21 protein-coding genes and 1 tRNA gene are annotated in these 19,804 nt (G+C 60.3%); 15 read left to right on the plus strand and 7 right to left on the minus strand.

Annotation, left to right across the window (positions count from 1 at the left end; genetic code table 11):
- Window positions 1-153 precede the first annotated feature (153 nt).
- From V0R37_RS09655 to V0R37_RS09670, 4 genes are read left to right on the plus strand one after another with little or no spacing between them, the layout of a single operon-like run.
- On the plus strand, window positions 154-1,140 hold the full coding sequence (locus V0R37_RS09655) for a TRAP transporter substrate-binding protein (protein WP_420374332.1): 987 nt from the start codon (window positions 154-156) through the stop codon (window positions 1,138-1,140).
- Window position 1,141: 1 nt separating this feature from the next.
- Window positions 1,142-2,083: an amidohydrolase family protein gene (locus tag V0R37_RS09660; protein WP_420374333.1), complete on the plus strand. Its 942-nt coding sequence runs from the start codon at window positions 1,142-1,144 to the stop codon at window positions 2,081-2,083.
- A gap of 35 nt (window positions 2,084-2,118) precedes the next feature.
- Window positions 2,119-2,619, plus strand: a complete 501-nt coding sequence (locus tag V0R37_RS09665) for a TRAP transporter small permease (RefSeq protein WP_420374334.1) — start codon at window positions 2,119-2,121, stop codon at window positions 2,617-2,619.
- 12 nt (window positions 2,620-2,631) lie between these two features.
- Window positions 2,632-3,909: a TRAP transporter large permease subunit gene (locus V0R37_RS09670; protein ID WP_420374335.1), complete on the plus strand. Its 1,278-nt coding sequence runs from the start codon at window positions 2,632-2,634 to the stop codon at window positions 3,907-3,909.
- A 42-nt stretch (window positions 3,910-3,951) separates the two neighbouring features.
- Here the strand turns inward: V0R37_RS09670 and V0R37_RS09675 are convergent, their stop codons facing one another.
- Window positions 3,952-4,728 (minus strand): enoyl-CoA hydratase, encoded by a 777-nt coding sequence (locus V0R37_RS09675; protein WP_420374336.1) that lies wholly within the window; start codon window positions 4,726-4,728, stop codon window positions 3,952-3,954.
- Between the two features lie 32 nt (window positions 4,729-4,760).
- Here V0R37_RS09675 and V0R37_RS09680 point away from each other — a divergent pair, with 32 nt between their 5' ends.
- On the plus strand, window positions 4,761-6,548 hold the full coding sequence (locus V0R37_RS09680; RefSeq protein WP_420374337.1) for a M61 family metallopeptidase: 1,788 nt from the start codon (window positions 4,761-4,763) through the stop codon (window positions 6,546-6,548).
- Here the strand turns inward: V0R37_RS09680 and V0R37_RS09685 are convergent.
- Window positions 6,545-7,486, minus strand: coding sequence for an NAD(P)/FAD-dependent oxidoreductase (locus tag V0R37_RS09685; RefSeq protein WP_420374338.1), 942 nt, complete (start codon window positions 7,484-7,486; stop codon window positions 6,545-6,547). The two genes, V0R37_RS09680 and V0R37_RS09685, sit on opposite strands and share 4 nt — an antisense overlap.
- A gap of 60 nt (window positions 7,487-7,546) precedes the next feature.
- Between V0R37_RS09685 and folB the strand changes: the two genes are divergently transcribed.
- The 3 genes from folB to V0R37_RS09700 are packed head-to-tail and all read left to right on the plus strand — an operon-like array spanning window position 7,547 to window position 11,297.
- Entirely contained in the window at window positions 7,547-7,906 is a 360-nt protein-coding gene (gene folB / locus V0R37_RS09690; protein WP_420374339.1) for a dihydroneopterin aldolase, read from the plus strand.
- Between the two features lie 17 nt (window positions 7,907-7,923).
- Window positions 7,924-8,910: a tRNA 2-thiocytidine(32) synthetase TtcA gene (gene ttcA / locus V0R37_RS09695; protein WP_420374340.1), complete on the plus strand. Its 987-nt coding sequence runs from the start codon at window positions 7,924-7,926 to the stop codon at window positions 8,908-8,910.
- A complete protein-coding gene (locus V0R37_RS09700; protein WP_420374341.1) occupies window positions 8,910-11,297 on the plus strand; it encodes a mechanosensitive ion channel domain-containing protein in 2,388 nt (795 codons plus the stop codon). The genes ttcA and V0R37_RS09700 overlap by 1 nt, the downstream gene beginning before the upstream one ends.
- A 38-nt stretch (window positions 11,298-11,335) precedes the next feature.
- On the opposite strand, the gene V0R37_RS09705 is transcribed toward V0R37_RS09700, so the two are convergent.
- The 5 genes from V0R37_RS09705 to hemA all read right to left on the minus strand — a co-directional run bounded on the left by V0R37_RS09705 (window position 11,336) and on the right by hemA (window position 15,556).
- Complete coding sequence (locus tag V0R37_RS09705; protein ID WP_420374342.1) at window positions 11,336-11,938, minus strand: UbiX family flavin prenyltransferase; 603 nt, start codon at window positions 11,936-11,938, stop codon at window positions 11,336-11,338.
- A complete protein-coding gene (gene grxD, locus V0R37_RS09710; RefSeq protein WP_420374343.1) occupies window positions 11,935-12,261 on the minus strand; it encodes a Grx4 family monothiol glutaredoxin in 327 nt (108 codons plus the stop codon). Before grxD ends, V0R37_RS09705 begins: the two co-directional genes overlap by 4 nt.
- Window positions 12,262-12,312: 51 nt before the next feature.
- Window positions 12,313-13,128, minus strand: a complete 816-nt coding sequence (gene prmC, locus V0R37_RS09715; protein ID WP_420374344.1) for a peptide chain release factor N(5)-glutamine methyltransferase — start codon at window positions 13,126-13,128, stop codon at window positions 12,313-12,315.
- Between the two features lie 4 nt (window positions 13,129-13,132).
- Complete coding sequence (gene prfA / locus V0R37_RS09720) at window positions 13,133-14,212, minus strand: peptide chain release factor 1 (protein WP_420374345.1); 1,080 nt, start codon at window positions 14,210-14,212, stop codon at window positions 13,133-13,135.
- Window positions 14,213-14,281: 69 nt separating this feature from the next.
- A complete protein-coding gene (hemA, locus tag V0R37_RS09725) occupies window positions 14,282-15,556 on the minus strand; it encodes a glutamyl-tRNA reductase (protein WP_420374346.1) in 1,275 nt (424 codons plus the stop codon).
- A gap of 169 nt (window positions 15,557-15,725) precedes the next feature.
- On the opposite strand from hemA, the gene V0R37_RS09730 reads away from it, so the two are divergent.
- The 7 genes from V0R37_RS09730 (at window position 15,726) to V0R37_RS09760 (ending at window position 19,800) form a co-directional block, all read left to right on the plus strand.
- Window positions 15,726-15,801: transfer RNA gene (locus tag V0R37_RS09730), tRNA-Phe, on the plus strand.
- A gap of 173 nt (window positions 15,802-15,974) precedes the next feature.
- Entirely contained in the window at window positions 15,975-17,288 is a 1,314-nt protein-coding gene (locus V0R37_RS09735) for a tyrosine-type recombinase/integrase (protein ID WP_420374347.1), read from the plus strand.
- 84 nt (window positions 17,289-17,372) lie between these two features.
- Window positions 17,373-17,666: a plasmid mobilization protein gene (locus V0R37_RS09740; protein WP_420374348.1), complete on the plus strand. Its 294-nt coding sequence runs from the start codon at window positions 17,373-17,375 to the stop codon at window positions 17,664-17,666.
- A gap of 56 nt (window positions 17,667-17,722) precedes the next feature.
- On the plus strand, window positions 17,723-18,388 hold the full coding sequence (locus V0R37_RS09745; RefSeq protein ID WP_420374349.1) for a TrbM/KikA/MpfK family conjugal transfer protein: 666 nt from the start codon (window positions 17,723-17,725) through the stop codon (window positions 18,386-18,388).
- Window positions 18,389-18,399: 11 nt separating this feature from the next.
- The gene (locus V0R37_RS09750; RefSeq protein ID WP_420374350.1) at window positions 18,400-19,065 is read left to right on the plus strand and encodes a lytic transglycosylase domain-containing protein; all 666 of its coding nucleotides are present in this window, start codon (window positions 18,400-18,402) and stop codon (window positions 19,063-19,065) included.
- A gap of 90 nt (window positions 19,066-19,155) precedes the next feature.
- The gene (locus V0R37_RS09755; RefSeq protein WP_420374351.1) at window positions 19,156-19,476 is read left to right on the plus strand and encodes a TrbC/VirB2 family protein; all 321 of its coding nucleotides are present in this window, start codon (window positions 19,156-19,158) and stop codon (window positions 19,474-19,476) included.
- 3 nt (window positions 19,477-19,479) lie between these two features.
- On the plus strand, window positions 19,480-19,800 hold the full coding sequence (locus tag V0R37_RS09760; protein WP_420374352.1) for a VirB3 family type IV secretion system protein: 321 nt from the start codon (window positions 19,480-19,482) through the stop codon (window positions 19,798-19,800).
- Window positions 19,801-19,804: the final 4 nt, after the last annotated feature.

The following is a 19,804-nucleotide window of genomic DNA, read 5'->3' on the forward strand; positions in this document are numbered from 1 at the left end:
TGTATCCATACGTTTACACGACAGACGGAACATCCCATCGTGCCGGCTTCCGATGCCCGCCCCGCGCCTTTGACCGTCGGCCATCGGCATTCGGACCAGATACTGTCCATACTCAAAAGGAGGTTTGGGGGCCGCAGCCTCCTCAAGACAATTATGATTAAACACTATTTCGCAACCGCATTGCTGGCAATCGCGTCCTTCGGCAGCGCTGCCGCCATGGCCCAGGACAAGCCTGTAACCTTCCGCTTCGGACACACGCTTCCCGCCACGGATTCACAGAATATCGCGGCAAAAGAGTTCGCCAAGCGCGTCGAAGCGCGCACCAACGGCCAAATCAAAGTCCGCGTCTTTCCCAACGGAACATTAGGCAACGACGGCTCGCTGGTGACAGGCGTGCGTAGCGGAACCATTGACATCGGAGTAACGGGCAATCCCTTCCTGACGGGCATTTCGCCCAACCTCAATGTATTGGACCTGCCTTACCTGTTCGATGACGAAGCACAGGCATTCCAGGTGCTGGACGGCCCTATTGGTCGCGGCCTGCTGGACGATCTGGACAATTACGGACTGAAGGGCCTGGCATTCTGGGACATAGGATTTCGCAGTTTCACCAACAATAAAAAGCCCGTGACCAAGGCTGCGGACATGGATGGACTTAAGGTCCGGACGACGCCCAATCCGGCCCACATAAAGGCCTTTGAGCTATTGGGAGCCAACCCCCAGCCCATGGCTTTCGGCGAGGTCTACACCGCCTTGGAGTCGGGCGCCATCGATGGCCAGGAGAACCCGCCGACGCTTATTCTGTCGTCGAAAATGTATGAAGTCCAGAAGTACCTCTCGTTGACACGCCACGCCTACACCGCCGGGCTGGTTTTCATGAATAAGCGCAAGTTCGACAAGCTCACGCCCGAACATCAGCAGATCATGCTGGAAGAAGCCTTGGCGGCCGCAAACTATCAGCGCGAACTCAATGCCAAGCATCAAGAAGAGGCTTTGGCGGAACTGCGGCAGCACGGGGTTCAGATCACTACCAATCCAGATGTCGAAAGCATACGCAAGGTGGTCAAGGGCCCGGTGCATGCCGAATTCACTGAAAAGTATGGCGATACGGTCTTGAAAGCCATCCAAGGGCAGCCCTGACGTGAGCAGCGGCAGCGAAACCATGATCGCGGAAGCGCCCACCGCGATCATTGACGCCCACCACCATTTCTGGCGACTGAAAGAGGGCCATTTTCCCTGGCTTCAAGAGGCTTACGATCCCAACGAGTTTTTCCTGGGCGACTATGCCGAACTATGCGCGGATTTCGACGCGGACGCCTATCTGCGCCGCACCGCGGGCTATACGATCAAGGCCAGCGTCCATATCGAGGCTGAGCGGGCCCGCGACGAATCCGAGGCCGAAACGCTGTGGCTGCACGCGGAGCACGCCAAAAACAGCGGCTTCCCCGCCGCCGTGGTGGCCTACGTGGACTTCGCCGCGGAGGATGTTGCGCAAGCTCTTGCGCGGCAAGCCTCTTATCCCCTGGTGCGCGGGATACGATGCAAGCCCCGCACGAGCCCCAGCCCCGATATCAGCATCCTTGGCCAGGCGGGCACCCTTCAAGACGACGCGTGGCTGCAAGGATTGTCCCAACTGGAACGTCTGCGCTATTCATGGGACCTGCGGGTGCCATTCTGGCATCTCGAAGAAGCCGCCGAGGTTGCGGCCATGTTTCCCAACATACCCATCGTGCTGAACCACGCCGGCCTGCCTTGGGATCGCAGCGAGGCCGGCCTGAAGCATTGGCGTCGGGGCATGGCCGCCCTGGCTCGGTCCGAGCACGTGCATGTCAAGCTATCCGAGCTTGGCTTGCGCGACGCAAAGTGGAACGTCCATGAAAACGCATCGATCATCCGCGAAACCATTGCCCTGTTCGGATGGCAGCGCTGCATGTTCGCAAGCAATCTGCCAGTCTCGGGCCTTAACGTGGATTTCCCCACCCTGGTCGACACCGTCCGCCATGGCATAAGCGGCCTGCCCAGCCAGGCCCAGACCGCGATCTGGTCCGGTAACGCCCAGCGTTTTTATCGGATTTCGCTATAAACCGGCACGTCGCCGCCAATCAAGGAGCGCTCAGCGTGAAACAACGCCTAGTCAAACTGTCCGAACAATTTCTGGTATTGCTATTTGCTCTGATGATCCTTCTGGTTTTTGGCAACGTGGTGCTGCGCTATGCCTTTAATTCGGGGCTTGTGTCATCGGAAGAACTCTCCCGCTTTTTATTCATGTGGCTGACCCTGCTGGGCGCCTTGCTTGTCATGCGGGAAAACGCGCACCTGGGCATGAGCCTGGTGGTCAGGCGCCTGGGTGTGCGCGGCCAGCGTGCAAGCCGCTTCATCAGCGACAGTGTTGCGCTGCTATGTTGCGGCCTTCTTGCGCATGGGACCTGGAGCCTGGTCGTTATCGCCATGGATGAACGATCGCCGGTGACCGGAATCCCCATGGGAATCGTGTATCTATCGCTACTGATATGCAGCGTGGGCATGTCTTTGATGCTGGCGCATTCTCTTTATCGTCAACTGACCGGTCGCATGAGCGATGCGGAACTGGTACCCCAAGAATCTTCTCTTGGCGAGTAGGAAAAAATCAGAATGACAATTCTAATATTTGCGCTTTCCCTGTTAGGGGCGATGTCCCTGGGCATGCCTATCGCATTCGCCTTGCTGGTATCCGGCGTGGCCCTAATGTTTCATCTCGACAACTTCGACACACAGATATTGGCCCAGAATCTGCTAGAAGGCGTCAACAACTTTCCGTTGATGGCCGTCCCCTTCTTCATTCTCGCGGGCGCCCTGATGAACGCCGGAGGGCTGTCGGCTCGTATAGTGCGGGTGGCAACCGCCCTGGTGGGCCATGTGCGCGGCGGGTTGGGCTACGTGGCCATCCTGGCCGCAACCTTCATCGCCAGCCTTTCCGGCTCCGCGGTCGCCGATTCAGCGGCCGTCGCCGCATTGCTGATTCCCATGATGCGCAATGCCGGGTACGGGGTTCCCAGAGCCGCCGGACTGATCGCATCCGGAGGCGTTATCGCTCCCGTCATCCCCCCTTCCATTGCCATTATCATCTTTGGCGTAACCGCTCAGCTATCGATCACCAAGCTTTTCCTGGCGGGTATCGCGCCGGGCTTGATGATGGCCGTTGCCTTGACCTGCACATGGGCGCTTTGCGCCAAAAAGGAAACAGCGGTCACCATCGGCCGCTTCGATGGTTCGGAACTTGCCGCCGCCCTTTACGAAGGCATCTGGGCCCTGTTGCTTCCCGTCATTATTATCGGTGGAATGCGGTTCGGCTTCTTCACCCCGACTGAAGCGGCGGTTGTCGCGGTGATCTATGCACTGCTGATAGGCATGCTGGTGCATCGCGAGCTGACATTGCGCAAGCTCTATGACGCCATGCTCGACAGCGCCAAGACCTCCAGCGCCGTGCTTTTCCTGATGGCCTGTTCGCTTTCTTCCGCATGGCTGATCACCATTGCCGAAATCCCGGGCCAGGTCACTGAACTGCTGTCGCCATTCATGGACAGTCCGATCCTGCTCATGCTTATCATCATGCTGCTGGTCATGATCGTGGGCACTGCGCTGGACCTGATCCCGACCATCATGATCATGACCCCGGTGCTGATGCCCACTGTCCTGGAGGCCGGCATCGATCCGATCTATTTTGGCGTCATGTTCATCATGAACAATGCCATCGGCCTGTTGACGCCGCCTGTGGGCACTGTCTTGAACGTCGTGGCAGGGGTTTCACGGCAGAGCCTGGACAAGGTCATTGTCGGAGTATGGCCGTTCCTGCTGAGCTTCATGCTGCTGCTCTTGACCTTCGTCATATTCCCGCAGCTGATAATCGTTCCGGCCCGCTGGCTGTATTGAGGCATATCCGCTCCGGAAAAAATCCCGGAGCGGACGAACGCCCTATTGATGCTTGAAGTCGGGCTTGCGCTTCTCGACGAAGGCCTTCATGCCCTCTTTCTGGTCTTCGGTCGCGAACAGGGCATGGAAATTGCGCCGTTCGAACATCAGGGTTTCGTTAAGAGATCCCTCGTAAGCCATGTTGACGCATTCCTTGGCCATGATGACCGAGGGCAGCGACATCGACGCAATGATGGTGGCCGCCTCCATGGCCTCATCCATCAGGCTCTCCAGCGGGACCACGCGCGAAACCAGCCCGGCGCGCTCGGCCTCGGCCGCATCCATCATGCGGGCGGTCAGCACCAGGTCCATGGCCTTGGACTTGCTGACGGCGCGCGGCAGGCGTTGCGTGCCGCCGTAGCCCGGAATGACGCCAAGCTTGATTTCGGGCTGGCCGAAACGCGCGTTCTCGGCCGCGATGATGAAATCGCACAACATGGCCAGTTCGCACCCGCCACCCAGGGCATAGCCCGCCACCGCGGCGATAATGGGCTTGCGTATGCGCTTGAGCGACTCCCAATTTCCACCCAGGTAGTCCTGCTTGTACACATCCATGTAGGACCAGCCCTGCATGGCGGCGATGTCAGCGCCGGCGGCAAAAGCCTTTTCGCTTCCGGTCAGCACGATGGCGCCGATGTTGTCGTCGGCGTCGAATGTTCTCATGGCTTCCGCCAACTGGTCTATCACTTCGTTGCTGAGGGCGTTCAATGCCTTGGGCCGATCCAGCGTCAGCAAGCCTACGCGGCCGTGAACCTCTACTTTTACCAATGGCGCTTCCATGCCGTCTCCTTGTTGCACAGTAATATAGTGGAATGAAAAAAGAATCGATACTTTATAGCGTAACGCCTTTCGACCCTTATGGTCACAAAGTCCTGGTCCGCCTGACATTGCGCAACCCCGAGCCAAGCGGGCAGTCCTTTTCCCTGCCCGCCTGGATTCCAGGCAGTTATCTTATTCGAGATTTCTCGCGGCAGATAGAAACCATACAGGCATCCAGCCGGGGCAAACCCGTGGGCATCAGGAAAACATCCAACCACACCTGGCAATGCGATCCCTGCGAGAGCACGCTGGAGCTGGAATACACGGTGTATGCCTGGGATCTTTCCGTGCGGGGCGCGCACGTCGATGAGACGCATGCCTTCCTGAACGGCACCAGCATCTTCCTTTGTCCCGCCGGTCGGGAACAGGAAGCCTGCCACGTGGACATCTGTCCGCCGCCGCATGCGCGAAACTGGAAGGTATACACCAGCCTTGCCGAAGCCGCCGGCCATCCCCGCGGCGCCCGGCGCCATGGCTTCGGCATGTATGCGGCGCCCAATTACGATGCCCTGATCGACCATCCCATTGAGATGGGCACGCCGCAGGTCCTGCGCTTCAAGGCGCATGGCGCCGAGCACGAAATGGTGTTTACCGGCGTGGCGCCCAACCTGGACCTGAAGCGCATCGCCGCGGATGTGCAAAAGATATGCGCGGCGCAGATCGCTCTGTTCGAACCCCAAACCAAACAGGCGCCCTTCCTGGACAGCGCCAGCCGCTATGTCTTCATGACCATGGTCACCGGCGACGGATACGGAGGCCTGGAACATCGCGCATCGACCGCGTTGATGGCCTCGCGCCGCGATCTGCCTGTCATCGGGCAGGATAAGACCGGCGAGGGCTACCAGACTTTCCTGGGGCTGGTCAGCCACGAATACTTCCATACCTGGAACGTCAAGCGCATCAAGCCCGCCGTCTTTGCTCCCTATGATCTGAGCCGCGAGAATCATACCCGCCTGCTCTGGGTCTTCGAGGGCTTCACTTCCTACTACGACGACCTGATGCTGCTGCGCTCGGGCGTCATCGGTGAATCCGACTACCTGCGGCTGCTGGCCAAGACCATAGGCAGCGTGCAACGCGCCAGCGGGCGATTCAAGCAAAGCGTGGCCGAGAGCTCGTTCGATGCCTGGACGCGCTACTACAAGCAGGACGAAAATTCACCCAACGCGCTGGTCAGCTACTACACCAAAGGCGCGCTGGTCGCGCTGGGCCTGGACATCACCATACGCCATGCCAGCGCGGGCAGGCACTCATTGGACGATGTCATGCGGCTGATGTGGGAGCGCTATGGGCGCGACTTCTACAACGGAGCAGGCGCCGGAATAGACGAGGACGCCATGGCCGGCTTGATACACGAGGCGACCGGCGTGGACGTGCGGGACTTCATTGAGCGCCACGCCTACGGCCGCGAAGACGTGCCGCTGGAGCGTCTGCTACCTTTGCAGGGCATATCGATCAGTTGGAGGCCGGTATCCGACAATCCGACGCTGGACATGCGCTTGCGCAACAGCCATGGCGAAACGCAGATCGCCACGGTCTATGAAGGCGGCGCCGCGCATCGCGGCGGCTTGTCCGCCGGCGACGTATTGGTGGCCGTCGATGGCTTGAAGGTCGGCGACAGCGCCGGATTCGATCGCCTGCTGGCGGCCTATCAGCCCGGCGATACCGTGATCGTGCATGTGTTCCGGCGCGACGAGCTGCGCGCCTTCGACCTGGTGCTGAATGCGCCCCTCGCAAGCGAGTGCGTGCTGGAACCCGCTTCGGCGGTTGGCAAGCACTCCTAGACGCTAAAAGGCAGGCCCTCGATCCGGGCCTGAATGGCTTTGGCCGCCGTCACCCCGTCGGCCAAAGCCGTGACCACGCAAGGGTGCTGCCGCTGCGCAACTTCGCCTATGGCGTACACGCCGGGGCAGCCGGTTTGCGCGGTCCGCATATCGGTTGCGATAAACCCCCGGGCGCTGCGCTGCAGGCCCAGCGCGTCCGCAAAGCCCACGCAGGGCTCCCATCCATAGAACACCATGATCATGTCGTAGGCCTGGCCATTGACCGTGCGCGCCCTAGGATCGACCGCATAAGGCCCAAGGGCGACGCAAGCCTGCGGCAATTTGCTGACGAACTGCCGCTGAGCCCGCACATTGCGGGCATATAGCTGCACACTTTGCGCCCCTTTCTCGAGGGCATACAGGGCGTTCTCGAACGCATTGTCGCCACCGCCCAGGACGGCCACGCGCTTGCCGCGAAAATCCTGCGCCACGATATGCTCGCCTGGGCCGGTCAGTATGCCTTCCGGCCACTGCAACGGCGCAGCGCAATCCGCCGGCACTGCCAGGGAACGCGCCCGCACGCCGGTCGCCAATACAAGATGGCGGGCCCGCAATGGTTCGGCCAGACCCGATCCCGTCACGATAAAACCCTGCCCGGCCGCTTCCACGCGCTCGACCACGCAGGAAAGGCGTACCGCCACGCCAGCCCGCTCTACACTGAGCGCCAGATTATCCGCCACCTGCGGGCCCGTCATACCTGGCAGGGAGGCATTCCATTCATCCAGGAAAGGATTACTGCGGCACAGGCCGCCCAGCACATCCCTGCCCTCGATCAGCACGGGCGAAAAGCCCAGCCGCGCCAGCCAAACGGCGCAAGACGCGCCCGCCGGGCCTCCGCCGATAATGGCGGCGTCATAGTTCTTACCGCCGCCGCGGGCGGGTTCCGGCAAATTCGTCATGAGTTCCATACACGCCATGCTAAAGCACTACAATTCGAACAATTCTACAAGGCCACCATTATGCCCACCCGACGCATTTTCTTTAGCCAATTGGCGCTGGACGCGCGCATCGGCATCCTGGAACACGAATTACGAGCCACGCAGCCGCTGCATATCGATGCCGAGTTCGACGTGGATATCGCCCAGGAGGTACACGATCAGAACATCGCCACTGTTCTGGACTATCGCATGCTGCGCAGCGCCATCGTGGACGAATGCACCCGGGCTCATGTGAATTTGCTGGAAACGCTTAGCGAACGCGTCATCGACCGGATCCTGCTGGAATTTCCCGAGGTTACCTTCGCCCGTATCCGCATCAGCAAACCGCTGGCATTTTCCGACTGCGCCGCCGTGGGAATCGAACTGCAACGCAGCCGCTGAACCTGTTTATCAATACCATGCAAGCCAAAACCATTCATTCCCCAAGCCTAGAAAAAGATCCCGGTCCGGATAGCCGCCGCGCACAGAAACAGCGCATCAACGAGAACAAGCTGGCCAAGCGCCTTATACGCGAAACCGGCCGCGCCATCACCGACTTCAACATGATAGAGGATGGCGACAAAGTCATGGTGTGCCTGTCGGGCGGCAAGGATTCCTACGGCATGCTGGACATCCTGCTGACCCTGAAAGCGCGCGCGCCCATCGACTTCGATATTATTGCGGTCAACCTGGACCAGAAACAGCCTGGGTTTCCCGACCATGTGCTACCCGATTACCTGCGCTCGCTGAACGTACCCTTCCATATCGAAACCCAGGACACCTACTCCATCGTCACCCGGGTCATTCCGGAAGGCAAGACCATGTGTTCGCTGTGCTCGCGGCTACGCCGGGGCATCCTGTACCGTGTCGCCAGCGAGTTGGGCGCCACCAAGATCGCCCTGGGCCATCATCGCGACGACATCCTGGCCACTTTTTTCCTGAACCTGTTTTATGGCGGACGCATGAAGGCGATGCCGCCCAAGCTGATGTCCGACGACGGCCAACATATCGTGATCCGCCCCCTGGCCTATGTGCCGGAAAAAGACTTGATCGCCTACGCCCAGTTGAAGCAGTTCCCCATCATTCCGTGCAATCTGTGCGGCTCCCAGGAAAACCTGAAACGCCAGGAAGTGGGACGCATGATCGCCGAGTGGGACAAGAAGTTCCCGGGCCGGTCATGGAATGTATTCGGCGCGCTTTCACGCGTGGTACCCACGCACCTGATGGACAAGGACTTGTTCGACTTTGCAGGCCTTGTCGCCACCGGCCAGGCGGACGACAATGGCGACAAGGCTTTTGATGAAGAGCCGCTTGAACCGCCCATCGGCCTGTACCCGGACCTGGACGATACCCCAACCGTAAGGCGCAGCATCGCGCCAACCACTGCCCGCAAGGAGTCTGCCTAGTGGCACCAAGAAACAGACACTCTTTCATTCCTCACCTTTTCTTCTCTTGTTTTTACGTTGTATTGATCTTGCTGGCCGGCGCGGCCTTCCCCACCCGCGCCATCGCCCAAACCGACTCGGCTGCGGCGCCTCCGGCCCGCAATACTCCTTCTTATGCCGCGCTGGCCGACTTGCTGGAAAACGACAAGGCGCGCGACAAGCTCATTGAACAATTGCGTAGCCTGGCCCCGGCAGACGCGCAAGACCCGGCGGCCGGCAGCGTCGCCTCGCCGGCTCAAGCCCAGTCCAACCGGAATCCCGCCGATCTGCCCCTGTCGCAACGCCTGGCCGTACAGCTGCAAACCTTTACCGCCGGCGTATTGCACGACACCGCCGCGACCATGGCGGCCGTGCGCGCAGCCCTCAGCGGCAAGGCCGTCCCCGGCAACCATCTGCGCGCATCCCTGCCGGCCCTGAACGTGCTGTTGTTCACTCTATTGGGCACGCTGCTGGCCTATGCAGTCTTTCGCGCGCTGGCCAAGTTCGGCTTTGCCCGCCTGAATAGCTGGATCCTGGACGACAAAGGAAAGACCGATCCGCCGCCCCAACTGACGTCCACCGTCAAGCGCTACCGTTATGCCTCGCTGGCGTTGAGCCGCAAGTTGCTGGGCGTGCTGGCCGCTTTCCTGATCGATGTGGCGGCGACCCTGTCGGCGGCACTGGCCGGTTATGTGCTGTCCACGGTCTTGGCGGATGGCGCCGGCGGCAAGTCCCTGTTCGCACTGCAGTTCCTGGCCGCCTTTGTCATGATCGAAATTGCCAAGGCCGTTTCACGGGGGGTGTTTGCCACCCGCTACGATCAGTTGCGGCTGCTGCCGCTGTCGCCCGAGGCGGCCGCCTACTGGAACCACTGGCTGACGCTGCTGATCGGCCTGACCGGCTACGGGCTGATGGTCGCCGTGCCGATCGCCGAAGCGGTCTTCCTGCCCGCGGCTGCCAAGATGCTGGGCTTGGTCATCATGCTGGGGGTCTATGTCTATGGCGTGCGCGTGGTCTGGAAGAACCGCAAGGCGGTACGGGCCGGGCTGGTCGAGCGGGCCGAGCAATCCGGCACCGCCGTATTCGGCACCCTGCTTCGCGTGCTGGGCCGGGTCTGGCATTTGATCGCACTGGCGTACTTTACGATGCTGCTGGCGGTCAGCCAGGCAAATCAGGACCAGGCATTGGTCTTCATGACACGCGCCACGATACAGACCGTTGCCGCCATGGCGATAGGCTTGGCCCTGGCTGCGGCACTATCGGCGCTGCTGTCGCGCCGCATCCAGTTGCCCGATGATTGGCGCCGCACCCTGCCCTTGCTGGAATCGCGCATCAACGCTTATGTGCCGGCCACCCTGAAAGCCTTGCGCCTGCTGATCCTGATCACGGTGTCGCTGGTCGTTCTGGATGCATGGCACGCGTTCGATCTGCTTGCCTGGCTGGAATCGGCCGATGGCCGCGCCACCGTCGCACTGATTTTCCGCGTGGGTATCATACTGGCCATGGCCGCGCTGAGCTGGACCGTGCTGGCCAGCCTTATCGAACATCGCCTGAGCCTGTCCCGCGACACCCATAGGCCCAGCGAGCGCGAGAAGACACTGCTCATGCTGTTTCGCAACGCGGCGGCGGTGGTCATCGCCACCATGACGGTGCTCATCGTGCTGTCGCAAATCGGCATCAACATCGGCCCGCTGATTGCCGGCGCGGGCGTAGCCGGCCTGGCCATCGGCTTCGGCGCCCAGAAACTGGTTCAGGACGTGATTACCGGCGTGTTCATCCAACTGGAAAACGGCATGAACCAGAACGATGTGGTCGAGCTGGCGGGCATTTTCGGCACGGTGGAAAAGATAACCATCCGCTCGGTCGTCATCCGCACCCTGGACGGGGGCTACCACCTGATCCCCTTCTCGACCATCGACAAGCTGACCAATCACACACGAGACTTCGGCTATCACTACGGCGAGTACAACATCGCGCACCGCGAGAATGTCGATGAGGCCATTGCGCAGCTGGAGCTGGCGTTCAAGGACTTGATGCAAGACCCGGAGCTGTCGCGCGAAGTGCTGGAAGACATCTCCATACCCGGCGTGACCGGCCTGACCGAGCGCGGTTTCACCATACGGGTGCTGATCAAGACCACGCCGGGCAATCAATGGGCCATACAACGCGGCTTCAACCGGCTGGTCAAGCAGCGCTTCGACGCGGCCGGCATCGAGCTGCCGTATCCGCAAACCGTGCTGCATTTCGGACGCGACAAGCTGGGCTATGCCGCGCCGGTGGACGTGCGCGGAGTCGATGCCCTGAAGCACTCGGCGGGCACGACGCCCGCGCCCGGGCAAACCATGCGACCGGCCCTGGATGAAGGATAGCCGGCCAAGGCCGCCAGGCCGGGGCCTGGCGGTTGCGCCTATTCGGAAGCGGCCTGCGGCCCGGACTCAGGCGCGATGCCGTCCCATCGGGGTCCCGGCACATGGATATCAAAAAGTTCGAGCACGCGAGCCACAGTGTGATCGACCATATCGTCCAGCGTCTTGGGATGATGATAGAAGGCCGGCAGCGGCGGGAAGATGACGCCCCCCATTTCGGTCACGGCGGTCATATTGCGCAAGTGCGCCAGATTCAGCGGCGTTTCGCGCACCATCATGACCAGGCGCCGGCGTTCTTTGAGCGTGACGTCCGCGGCACGGGTAATCAGATTGTCGGACAGGCCGTGGGCCACAGCGGCCAGCGTGCGCATGGAACACGGCACAACCACCATGCCGGCGGTGGCAAAGCCCCCACTGGACAGTGTGGCGCCCACATCGCGAAAACTGTAGACGCGATCCGCCAGGGCATGAACGTCCTGCCGGGTCTGGTTCAGCTCGTACTTGATATTGAGCACACCCGGCGGAGACACCACCAAGTGCGTTTCAACATCGGGTACAGCCTGCAGCGCCTGCAGCATGCGCACGGCGTAAATGGCGCCTGTGGCGCCCGTTACCCCGACGACCAGCCGGCGTTTTTGAATCACGCAAGCGCCCCGGCCTCTTTCAATACCGTGGCCAGTTCGCCGTTTTCATACATCTCGGCAATGATGTCGGAGCCGCCGAGGAATTCGCCCGCGACGTACAGTTGCGGGATGGTCGGCCAGTTGGAGTAGGCCTTGATGCCTTGGCGTACTTGGTCGTCATCCAGCACATTGACCGTAACCAGCTTGGTCACTCCGGACGCCTTCAACACCTGTATGGCGCGGCCCGAGAAGCCGCATTGAGGGAACTGGGCTGTGCCCTTCATAAACAGCACAACAGGGTTTGCCGTGACAGTTTCACGAATAAAATCTTGAACTTCGCTCATGATGCTCTCGTTTCCAGAAAAAAGGTTGCGGACGGCCTTGATGGGCCATCCCTAATTATAGATACCGCCGGTCACCCGTTCTATGCCCGCCAGATCCGGCAGGCTGGCCACCCGGCTAAAGCCGGATGACTCCATTATTCCACGTACCGCCGCCGCCTGGTCCCAGCCATGTTCCATGAACAGGCCACCTTGGGACGCCAGCCAGTGTCCAGCCCCTTGGGCAATCGCACGCAAGGCAGCCAGGCCGTCGCCGTTGTCCGTCAGGGCCGAAGGCGGTTCGAAACGCAGATCGCCCTGCCGCAGATGCGGATCGGACGCTGCAATATACGGCGGATTCGAAACAATCAGGTCAAAAGCCCCAACGTCCGGCAGGGCATCGTACCAATTACCGTGGAAAAATTCGACCGCGGCGCCCAGGGTTTGCGCATTTTGTTGCGCCACATCAAGCGCCTGGGCGCTTGAATCGGAGGCCAGCACCCGCGCATCGGGACGATCAAGGGCAATCGAAATGGCGATGGCGCCGGTGCCCGTACCCAAGTCCAGCACCCGGGGCGCCATGCGCCCTTGCAGATGCCGCAAGCCCGTTTCCACAAGAAGCTCGGTCTCCGGACGCGGTATCAGGACGGCGGGCGACACCAGGAAGTCCCGGCCCATGAATTCGCGGACCCCAATGATATAGGCCATGGGCTCACCGTTCAGCCGGCGGGCCTCCAATTCGCGGAAGCGGGCTAGTTTTTCCGGAGCGATGGGATCGCCGTCATGGGCAATCAGCCACACGCGCGGCACTTGAAGCACATGCTGCCACAGCATCTGGAATTCGAGCCGCGGCAGCTTGCTGTCCAGCGACAGGCCGCGCAGGGTCTCCATGGCGCTAGTCCTGTCCCAGGGACGCCAGCAGTTCGGCCTGATGCTCGGCCAGCAGCGCGCCGGTCAATTCGTCCAGATCGCCTTCCATGATGCTGCCCAGCTTGTACAGCGTAAGGTTGATCCGGTGATCCGTTACCCGGCCCTGCGGATAGTTGTAGGTCCGTATGCGCTCGGAGCGGTCTCCCGTGCCGACCAGGCTCTTGCGCTGCGCCGCCTCTTTATCGTGCTGCTCCTGCTGCTGCTTGTCCTTCAAGCGGGCCGCCAGCACCTGCATGGCCTTGTCCTTGTTGCGGTGCTGCGAACGATCGTCCTGGCATTCCACCACCATGCCTGTTGGCAAGTGCGTGATGCGCACGGCCGAATCCGTCTTGTTGATGTGCTGACCGCCGGCGCCACTGGCGCGGAAGGTATCGATGCGCAATTCCGACGGATTGATGACGATATCGCTTTGCGCGTCGGCCTCGGGCAGCACGGCCACCGTGCAGGCCGAAGTATGGATGCGCCCCTGGGTTTCCGTTTCGGGCACGCGCTGCACGCGATGCGCTCCGGATTCGAACTTCAGGCGGCCGTACACCCCGTCGCCGTCCACCCGCGCAATGACTTCCTTATAGCCGCCGACTTCGGATTCGCTGGTCGACATGAGCTCCACCTTCCAGCCGTTATTCTCGGCATAGCGGCTGTACATGCGCAGCAGATCGCCGGCAAACAAGGCGCTTTCGTCGCCGCCGGTTCCCGCCCGTATTTCCAGGAATACGCTGCGGCTGTCGTCGGGATCGCGGGGCAGCAACAGCACTTGCAGCTCGTCCGCCAGCGCCTCCAGCCGGGCCTTGCCCAGCTTCAGCTCCTCTTCGGCCATGGCGCGCATTTCCGGATCGGACACCATGTCCTGCGCGGCCTGTATGTCCTCTTCCGTCGCGGTATAGGCATTGAACACCGTCACCACCGGGTCCAGCTCGGCCCGTTCGCGCGATATCTTGCGGTAACGGTCCATATCGCCGGCGATTTCGGGTTCGGCCAACAATGCGTCGACCTCGATTAATCGGTGAGCAAGCTGCTCCAGCCGATTGCGCATGGATGTTTTCATAGAAAAAAGGGAATCAAACAGTTGATGAAGCGGACGCGAAAAAAGCGGGCATGGCCCGAAACAGCATCGCTAACGACGGCGTTCCACCGTGGGCAGCAGCCGCGGCAGCAGGGCCAGCAGTTGCTGGCGGTCGTCGCTTTCACTTCGATTGAGCGCGGCCAGCGGGCCGTGCATGTATTTTTGCGTCAGGCCGTGGGCCAGTTGCTCGAGAACCTGTTCGGGGGAATCGCCGCGGGCCAGCATGCGCCGGGCACGCTCCAGCTCGTTGCGGCGAACCTGGTCGGCCGCCTGCTGAAAGTCCATGATGGCCGGAACGATTTCGCGATTCTGCAGCCAATGCATGAAATTCTGCACACGCGTCTCGATGATCGCCTCGGCCTGCACCACTGCGGCGCGGCGCGCGTCGGTGCCGCTTTGCACCATGCGGCCCAGGTCGTCGACGGTATAAAGGTATACGTCGGCCAGCCGGCCGACCTCGGTCTCGATGTCGCGCGGCACGGCCAGGTCTATCATCACCATCGGACGATGGCGCCGCGAGCGCGTAGCCCTTTCGACCATCCCTAATCCAAGGATGGGCAAGGAGCTTGCCGTACAGGAAACGATGACATCGAAGTCGGCGAGCTTGTCCGGGATGTCGGACAGCTTCATGGTCTTGGCCACGAAGCGCGAAGCCAGAAGGTCGGCGCGTTCCAGCGTGCGGTTGGCGACGACGACATGTTTGGGATTCAGGGCGGCGAAGTGCGTGGCACAGAGTTCGATCATCTCGCCGGCGCCGATGAACAGCACATTGGCTTGCGACAAGTCGCCGAATACGCGTTCGGCCAAACGCACGGCGGCCGCCGCCATGGACACCGAATGCGCCCCGATGGCGGTTTGCGAACGGACTTCCTTGGCTACCGAGAAGGTCCGCTGGAAAAGCTGGTGCAGCAGGGTGCCCAGCGCACCGGCCTGCTCGGCTGCCCGGACCGCATCCTTCATTTGACCAAGGATTTGCGGCTCGCCCAGCACCATGGAATCCAGTCCGCTGGCCACGCGGAAGGCGTGGCGGACCGCATCGTTCTGCTGGTACTGGTACAGATGGGGCTGCAGGCTGCCCGCTTCCAGGCGATTGAAATCCGCCAGCCAGGCCGGCAAATGCTCGGACACCTGGGGTTCGGCCGCACAGTAGATTTCGGTGCGATTACAGGTGGACAGGATGGCAGCTTCTTTGACGGACGCACCGAATGCGGATCGCAGGCCGTCCAGCGCAGGCCTTAAGACATCGATCGGAAACGACACGCGTTCGCGCACCGATACCGGAGCGGAAACGTGATTCAGACCGAAAGTTAAGACGTCGACAGACATGTATCGTTAAATAGGCGGAAAGCTGTGCATATGCAAACGGGATTATAGTCGCCACTGAACTTTTCCTGAAATTTCGGCTTGCGCTGGCGCAAACTTATGCAAGAATAGCGGGTTCCTGTGGCGGAAAAGCACACATTTTATTTTTCGTGTATGATTTCGCCTTCTTGATGGCCTGGTAGCTCAGTCGGTAGAGCAGAGGATTGAAAATCCTTGTGTCGGTGGTTCGATTCCGCCCCAGGCCACCACCCCGCTGTTCCAGCACGCTTCAAAACATCCCAAACCGCAGACAAATCAGTACCTTAGGCGAGAGTTATTGCCCAAGGCGTCTCACTGCGCGTCGCTACATCCCGCATTTGTCTGTACCCCCGTCTGTACCCCACAATAGTTTCTTGAAAAACAGCCTTTGGGGGTACAAGTCGTGGGTTTACTAAGCGAAACTCAGATCAAAGCGGCCAAGCCTGGCCCGAAAGAATACATGCTGAACGACGGGGACAATCTGTACCTGCGTGTACGATCCACCGGTAAAGCTTGGATTTACCGCTATATGAAGGACAGCAAACCCATAAAACTCGGAATGGGGCCATACCCGGAAGTCACGCTCGCACAAGCTCGAACCAAGGCATATGAAGCTAATAGTCAGCGAGCCAATGGCTTAGACCCGAAGGAAGTCCGTGAACAACTAGCAGAACAGACACGTATCGCTCGTCTGCATACCTTCGAGCTACTGGCGCGCGCCTGGCACGCCAGTGCTAAGAAAGACAGGGAATGGTCGGAGGATTATGCCCAGAAGGTCATACGACATCTGGAGATCCACATTTTCCCGTGGGTCGGACACAAACCGATCGAGATGATTCTTCCAACGGAAATAGTCCGATGCCTGCACCGTCCAAAAGATCGCGGTAACTTGGAAACTGCTCAACGTGTGCGTGAGGCCGTTCAGCATGTCTACCAGTACGCTGTTGATGTCGGCGCTCTGGAGCCGAGCAAGAATTTCGTCAACAAGAACACCGGCGGCCTGCCACCGCCACGCAGTCGGCATTTCGCAGCGATTACCGAGCCGGCCCAACTTGGGCAACTGCTCCGCGATATTCGCAGCTACCACGGCCAGTTCATCACGCGGTGTGCATTGCGGCTTGCGCCCATGATGTTTCAGCGGCCAGGCCAGATCCGGCTCGCCGACTGGGAGGATATCAGCCTTGAAGTTGAACTATGGCGTTGCCCGCCGGAGAAAATGAAGATGCGCGAGTGGCAAAAACGCGATAGCCGCACGCCGGCACACATCGTCCCGCTACCTCGCCAAGCCTTGGAAATCCTGCGCGAGCTATACCCGTTGACTGGCCCGACCGGCCCCGTATTCCGTAGCATGTCACGACGCTCGGAGAAAAGTCGCTACATCAGCGACAACACGATTAACGCGGCGCTGCGCACCATGGGCTATGACACCAAGGAAGAAATAACCGGTCACGGCTTTCGCGCCACAGCACGCACGATGATCCGCGAACATCTGGGCTGGGAGCCCGACGTCATCGAACGCCATCTGGCGCACACTTCAGACGAAGAGCTCGGCAGCAGTTATGACCGCGCTGCCTTTATTGCCCAGCGCAAAACGATGGTGCAGCAATGGGCCGACTTTCTGGATGAACTGGAAGTTGGGCAGATGCCAATGCCCGAGGACAACATACTGCAATTCATCCGTTATCGGCCACGGCCTGCGCTACGGGTTAGGGCATGACAGGACTCAGGCCATTGCTATCTATATTGACACCTGGGCCACACCCGCAAGATCGCTAGCTGTATCTCCCCAAGGAGCCTGTCTATGAATGAACCTCTCTCCGAGGTCATCCGCATCCGGGTGACCCCGTCTCATGCTGCACGTCTGGGCGAGGCTGCCGCCCTTTCCGGGCTTTCCCTCTCCAACTACATAAGGCGGCGACTGTCTGCCGACGACACGCTGCAGGAAGAACTGACGCTGCTGCGCCAGATAGTGGCCGACCTGGGCCATCTGCACGAAACCCGCGTGGCTGCCGTCGAAACTGCTTATCTCGTGCGAGCCATGGCCAAGCCTGAACAGATCGCCATCGCCCAACAGAATCTGCAGCGTCAACGCTGACCCTCCTAGGTCTTTTCCAAGGCCGCCTGCCGCACCCCTTCCCCGGAGACCTCTTCATGCAAACCCTTCCCGCCCTGCGTGCTGGGTCGCTGGCGCTCGCCTGCGTCCTGGCTCCTGTCACTCATGCTGCTGGCACTGCTGAGCTGCTCACGGGCATCCCACGTCTGGCATGCGAAGCAACGCTATGCCTGTCTTCCAGCTTGCGACCTGGCGAGTGCAGTCCCTCCCTGGACCACTACTTCGACATCAAGAAGTACAACAAGCACGGCTTGGACTGGTCTGCCACCGTCGCAGCGAGACGTTCCTTTCTATCCCAGTGCCCGGCGTCCGGCGATGCAGGAATGTCAGACCGCATTGACGCTATTTCACGCGGCGCTGGCAAATGCGACGCGGATTTCTTGAACCGAACCTATGCCGCTACAGCATACAAATGGCGCAAGCGTGAATACGGCGGCGACAGCGGGCAAACCGTCTACCAGGTCTATCCGCTACCTACGGTCACGCTCGACCAACTGCCCACCTATTGTGTCGTTTACAACGATCACGCTTGGACGTATGAGTTGGCTGTTCGCTACGTCGGCAAGCCAACCATGGGCGGGCACTGGGTCAAAGCCGAGGAGTACGAGGCAGCGCAAGCCAAATGGGATGCCGACCATAGTGGGCTATGGGCTAAAGGCTGGAATTTTTCCCTGACGGACCCCAGACACCGACGCGGACGCTGAAGGAGCCAGGCATGATCGCAGAACTTGCAGCTTTGGCCATGACCTGCGCACCCAACATCCACCCAGTCACGCTACAAGCACTGATTCGTCATGAGTCCCGAGTCCAGCAATACGCCATCGGCGTAAACCGCAAAGGCCGGCACCTACGGCAGCAACCCAAAACATTGGGCGAAGCGACCGCAGCCGCTGACCGCCTCATTGACCAAGGCATCGACTTCGATGCCGGTTTGGGACAGATCAATGTTCGCAATTGGGCGTGGTTGAATCTGGATAGCAAGACCGTCTTTGATCCCTGCCGCAATCTGGCGGCCGCCCAGACGGTACTGGCAGAGTGCTATGCCAGAGCGTTGCCCCGGCAGACGGATCCGCAGCATGCCTTACGCGCCGCGCTGTCCTGCTACAACACCGGCAATTTCAAGCGCGGCTTCACCAATGGCTATGTCGGCAAAGTGTTAGCCCAGGCCAAGATCAAGGTTCCGGCCTTGGCACCCCTGGACAATGCAACGACCAAGTCCGCGAAAAATGCCACACCGGCAGAGTCGGCGCAAAAACCTGATCAAGAACTACCTGCTCAACCCGAAGGCGCACCGGACGGTTTCAGCGCCAACCCGGCGACCGACGGCTTTTCGCAAACGCGTGACGGCGAACCAGAAAGCAGCCCTAACTCCGACGCCTGACGCATCCCTGGCCGACTTGGCCGCGCTCATTCCTTTTCTTTCCAACCATCACCCCTGCGCCTCTTCGCGCCTAGGGGCAGGAGTCTTTGCATGTCTCTACTGAAACACTTCAAGAACACTATGCCCTTCCTGCGCATGGTCAACAAACTGACTGCAGCCGCACTGCTGTTCGGCATCCATCAGGCTGCATTTGCACAATCCATCGGCGGACTTTCCCGAGCGCAAACGACATTACAGACGCTCCGAGACAATCTGGATGTCATCCTGCCCATCGCAGCCATCATCATCGGTCTGATCATTTTTGTACTGTATTCCGCAGAGGTCATGCGCAAAGACGATGCCATCCGTTGGGGCATCGGCGTGCTGCTGGCCGGATCAGTTGCCGAACTGGTTGTGTTGCTTTGGAAGTAAACCATGGCGACCAACACCTATCCGGTCTTCAGAGGACTGGGCCGCAAGGCCACATTCATGGGCGTTCCCACCAAGCTGTTACTTGGCGCCTTTACCTGCGTAGCCATGATCGCCATGACGGCAGGCCTGGCCTGGTGGGGCTTGCTCTTCGTCGTCATACCAACGCTTGCCATTCTCACCCGCGATGACGATAAAGCTCTGGATGTGCTGTGGCTCGAACTGAAAACGCGGCGGCGCAATCGCAATCAACGCTTCTGGCACGGCTCAAGTTACGCCGTGCAAGGCTACGACCGGCGTCGGCCCTGGCGCACGCTCATCAAGTAAAGGA

The sequence above is a fragment of the Pollutimonas rozaliensis genome (assembly GCF_048751585.1).
Lineage (GTDB): Bacteria > Pseudomonadota > Gammaproteobacteria > Burkholderiales > Burkholderiaceae_B.

Bases quoted from the DNA above. Each gene is read 5' to 3' on its own strand.
- V0R37_RS09655 (WP_420374332.1), top strand. From the start codon at position 154: ATGATTAAACACTATTTCGCAACCGCATTGCTGGCAATCGCGTCCTTC.
- V0R37_RS09750 (WP_420374350.1), top strand. From the start codon at position 18,400: ATGATCGCAGAACTTGCAGCTTTGGCCATGACCTGCGCACCCAACATC.
- prmC (WP_420374344.1), bottom strand. From the start codon at position 13,128: ATGGAGACCCTGCGCGGCCTGTCGCTGGACAGCAAGCTGCCGCGGCTC.
- V0R37_RS09740 (WP_420374348.1), top strand. From the start codon at position 17,373: ATGAATGAACCTCTCTCCGAGGTCATCCGCATCCGGGTGACCCCGTCT.
- V0R37_RS09675 (WP_420374336.1), bottom strand. From the start codon at position 4,728: ATGGAAGCGCCATTGGTAAAAGTAGAGGTTCACGGCCGCGTAGGCTTG.
- V0R37_RS09745 (WP_420374349.1), top strand. From the start codon at position 17,723: ATGCAAACCCTTCCCGCCCTGCGTGCTGGGTCGCTGGCGCTCGCCTGC.
- grxD (WP_420374343.1), bottom strand. From the start codon at position 12,261: ATGAGCGAAGTTCAAGATTTTATTCGTGAAACTGTCACGGCAAACCCT.
- folB (WP_420374339.1), top strand. From the start codon at position 7,547: ATGCCCACCCGACGCATTTTCTTTAGCCAATTGGCGCTGGACGCGCGC.
- V0R37_RS09760 (WP_420374352.1), top strand. From the start codon at position 19,480: ATGGCGACCAACACCTATCCGGTCTTCAGAGGACTGGGCCGCAAGGCC.
- V0R37_RS09685 (WP_420374338.1), bottom strand. From the start codon at position 7,486: ATGACGAATTTGCCGGAACCCGCCCGCGGCGGCGGTAAGAACTATGAC.
- hemA (WP_420374346.1), bottom strand. From the start codon at position 15,556: ATGTCTGTCGACGTCTTAACTTTCGGTCTGAATCACGTTTCCGCTCCG.
- ttcA (WP_420374340.1), top strand. From the start codon at position 7,924: ATGCAAGCCAAAACCATTCATTCCCCAAGCCTAGAAAAAGATCCCGGT.
- V0R37_RS09755 (WP_420374351.1), top strand. From the start codon at position 19,156: ATGTCTCTACTGAAACACTTCAAGAACACTATGCCCTTCCTGCGCATG.
- V0R37_RS09670 (WP_420374335.1), top strand. From the start codon at position 2,632: ATGACAATTCTAATATTTGCGCTTTCCCTGTTAGGGGCGATGTCCCTG.
- V0R37_RS09680 (WP_420374337.1), top strand. From the start codon at position 4,761: ATGAAAAAAGAATCGATACTTTATAGCGTAACGCCTTTCGACCCTTAT.
- prfA (WP_420374345.1), bottom strand. From the start codon at position 14,212: ATGAAAACATCCATGCGCAATCGGCTGGAGCAGCTTGCTCACCGATTA.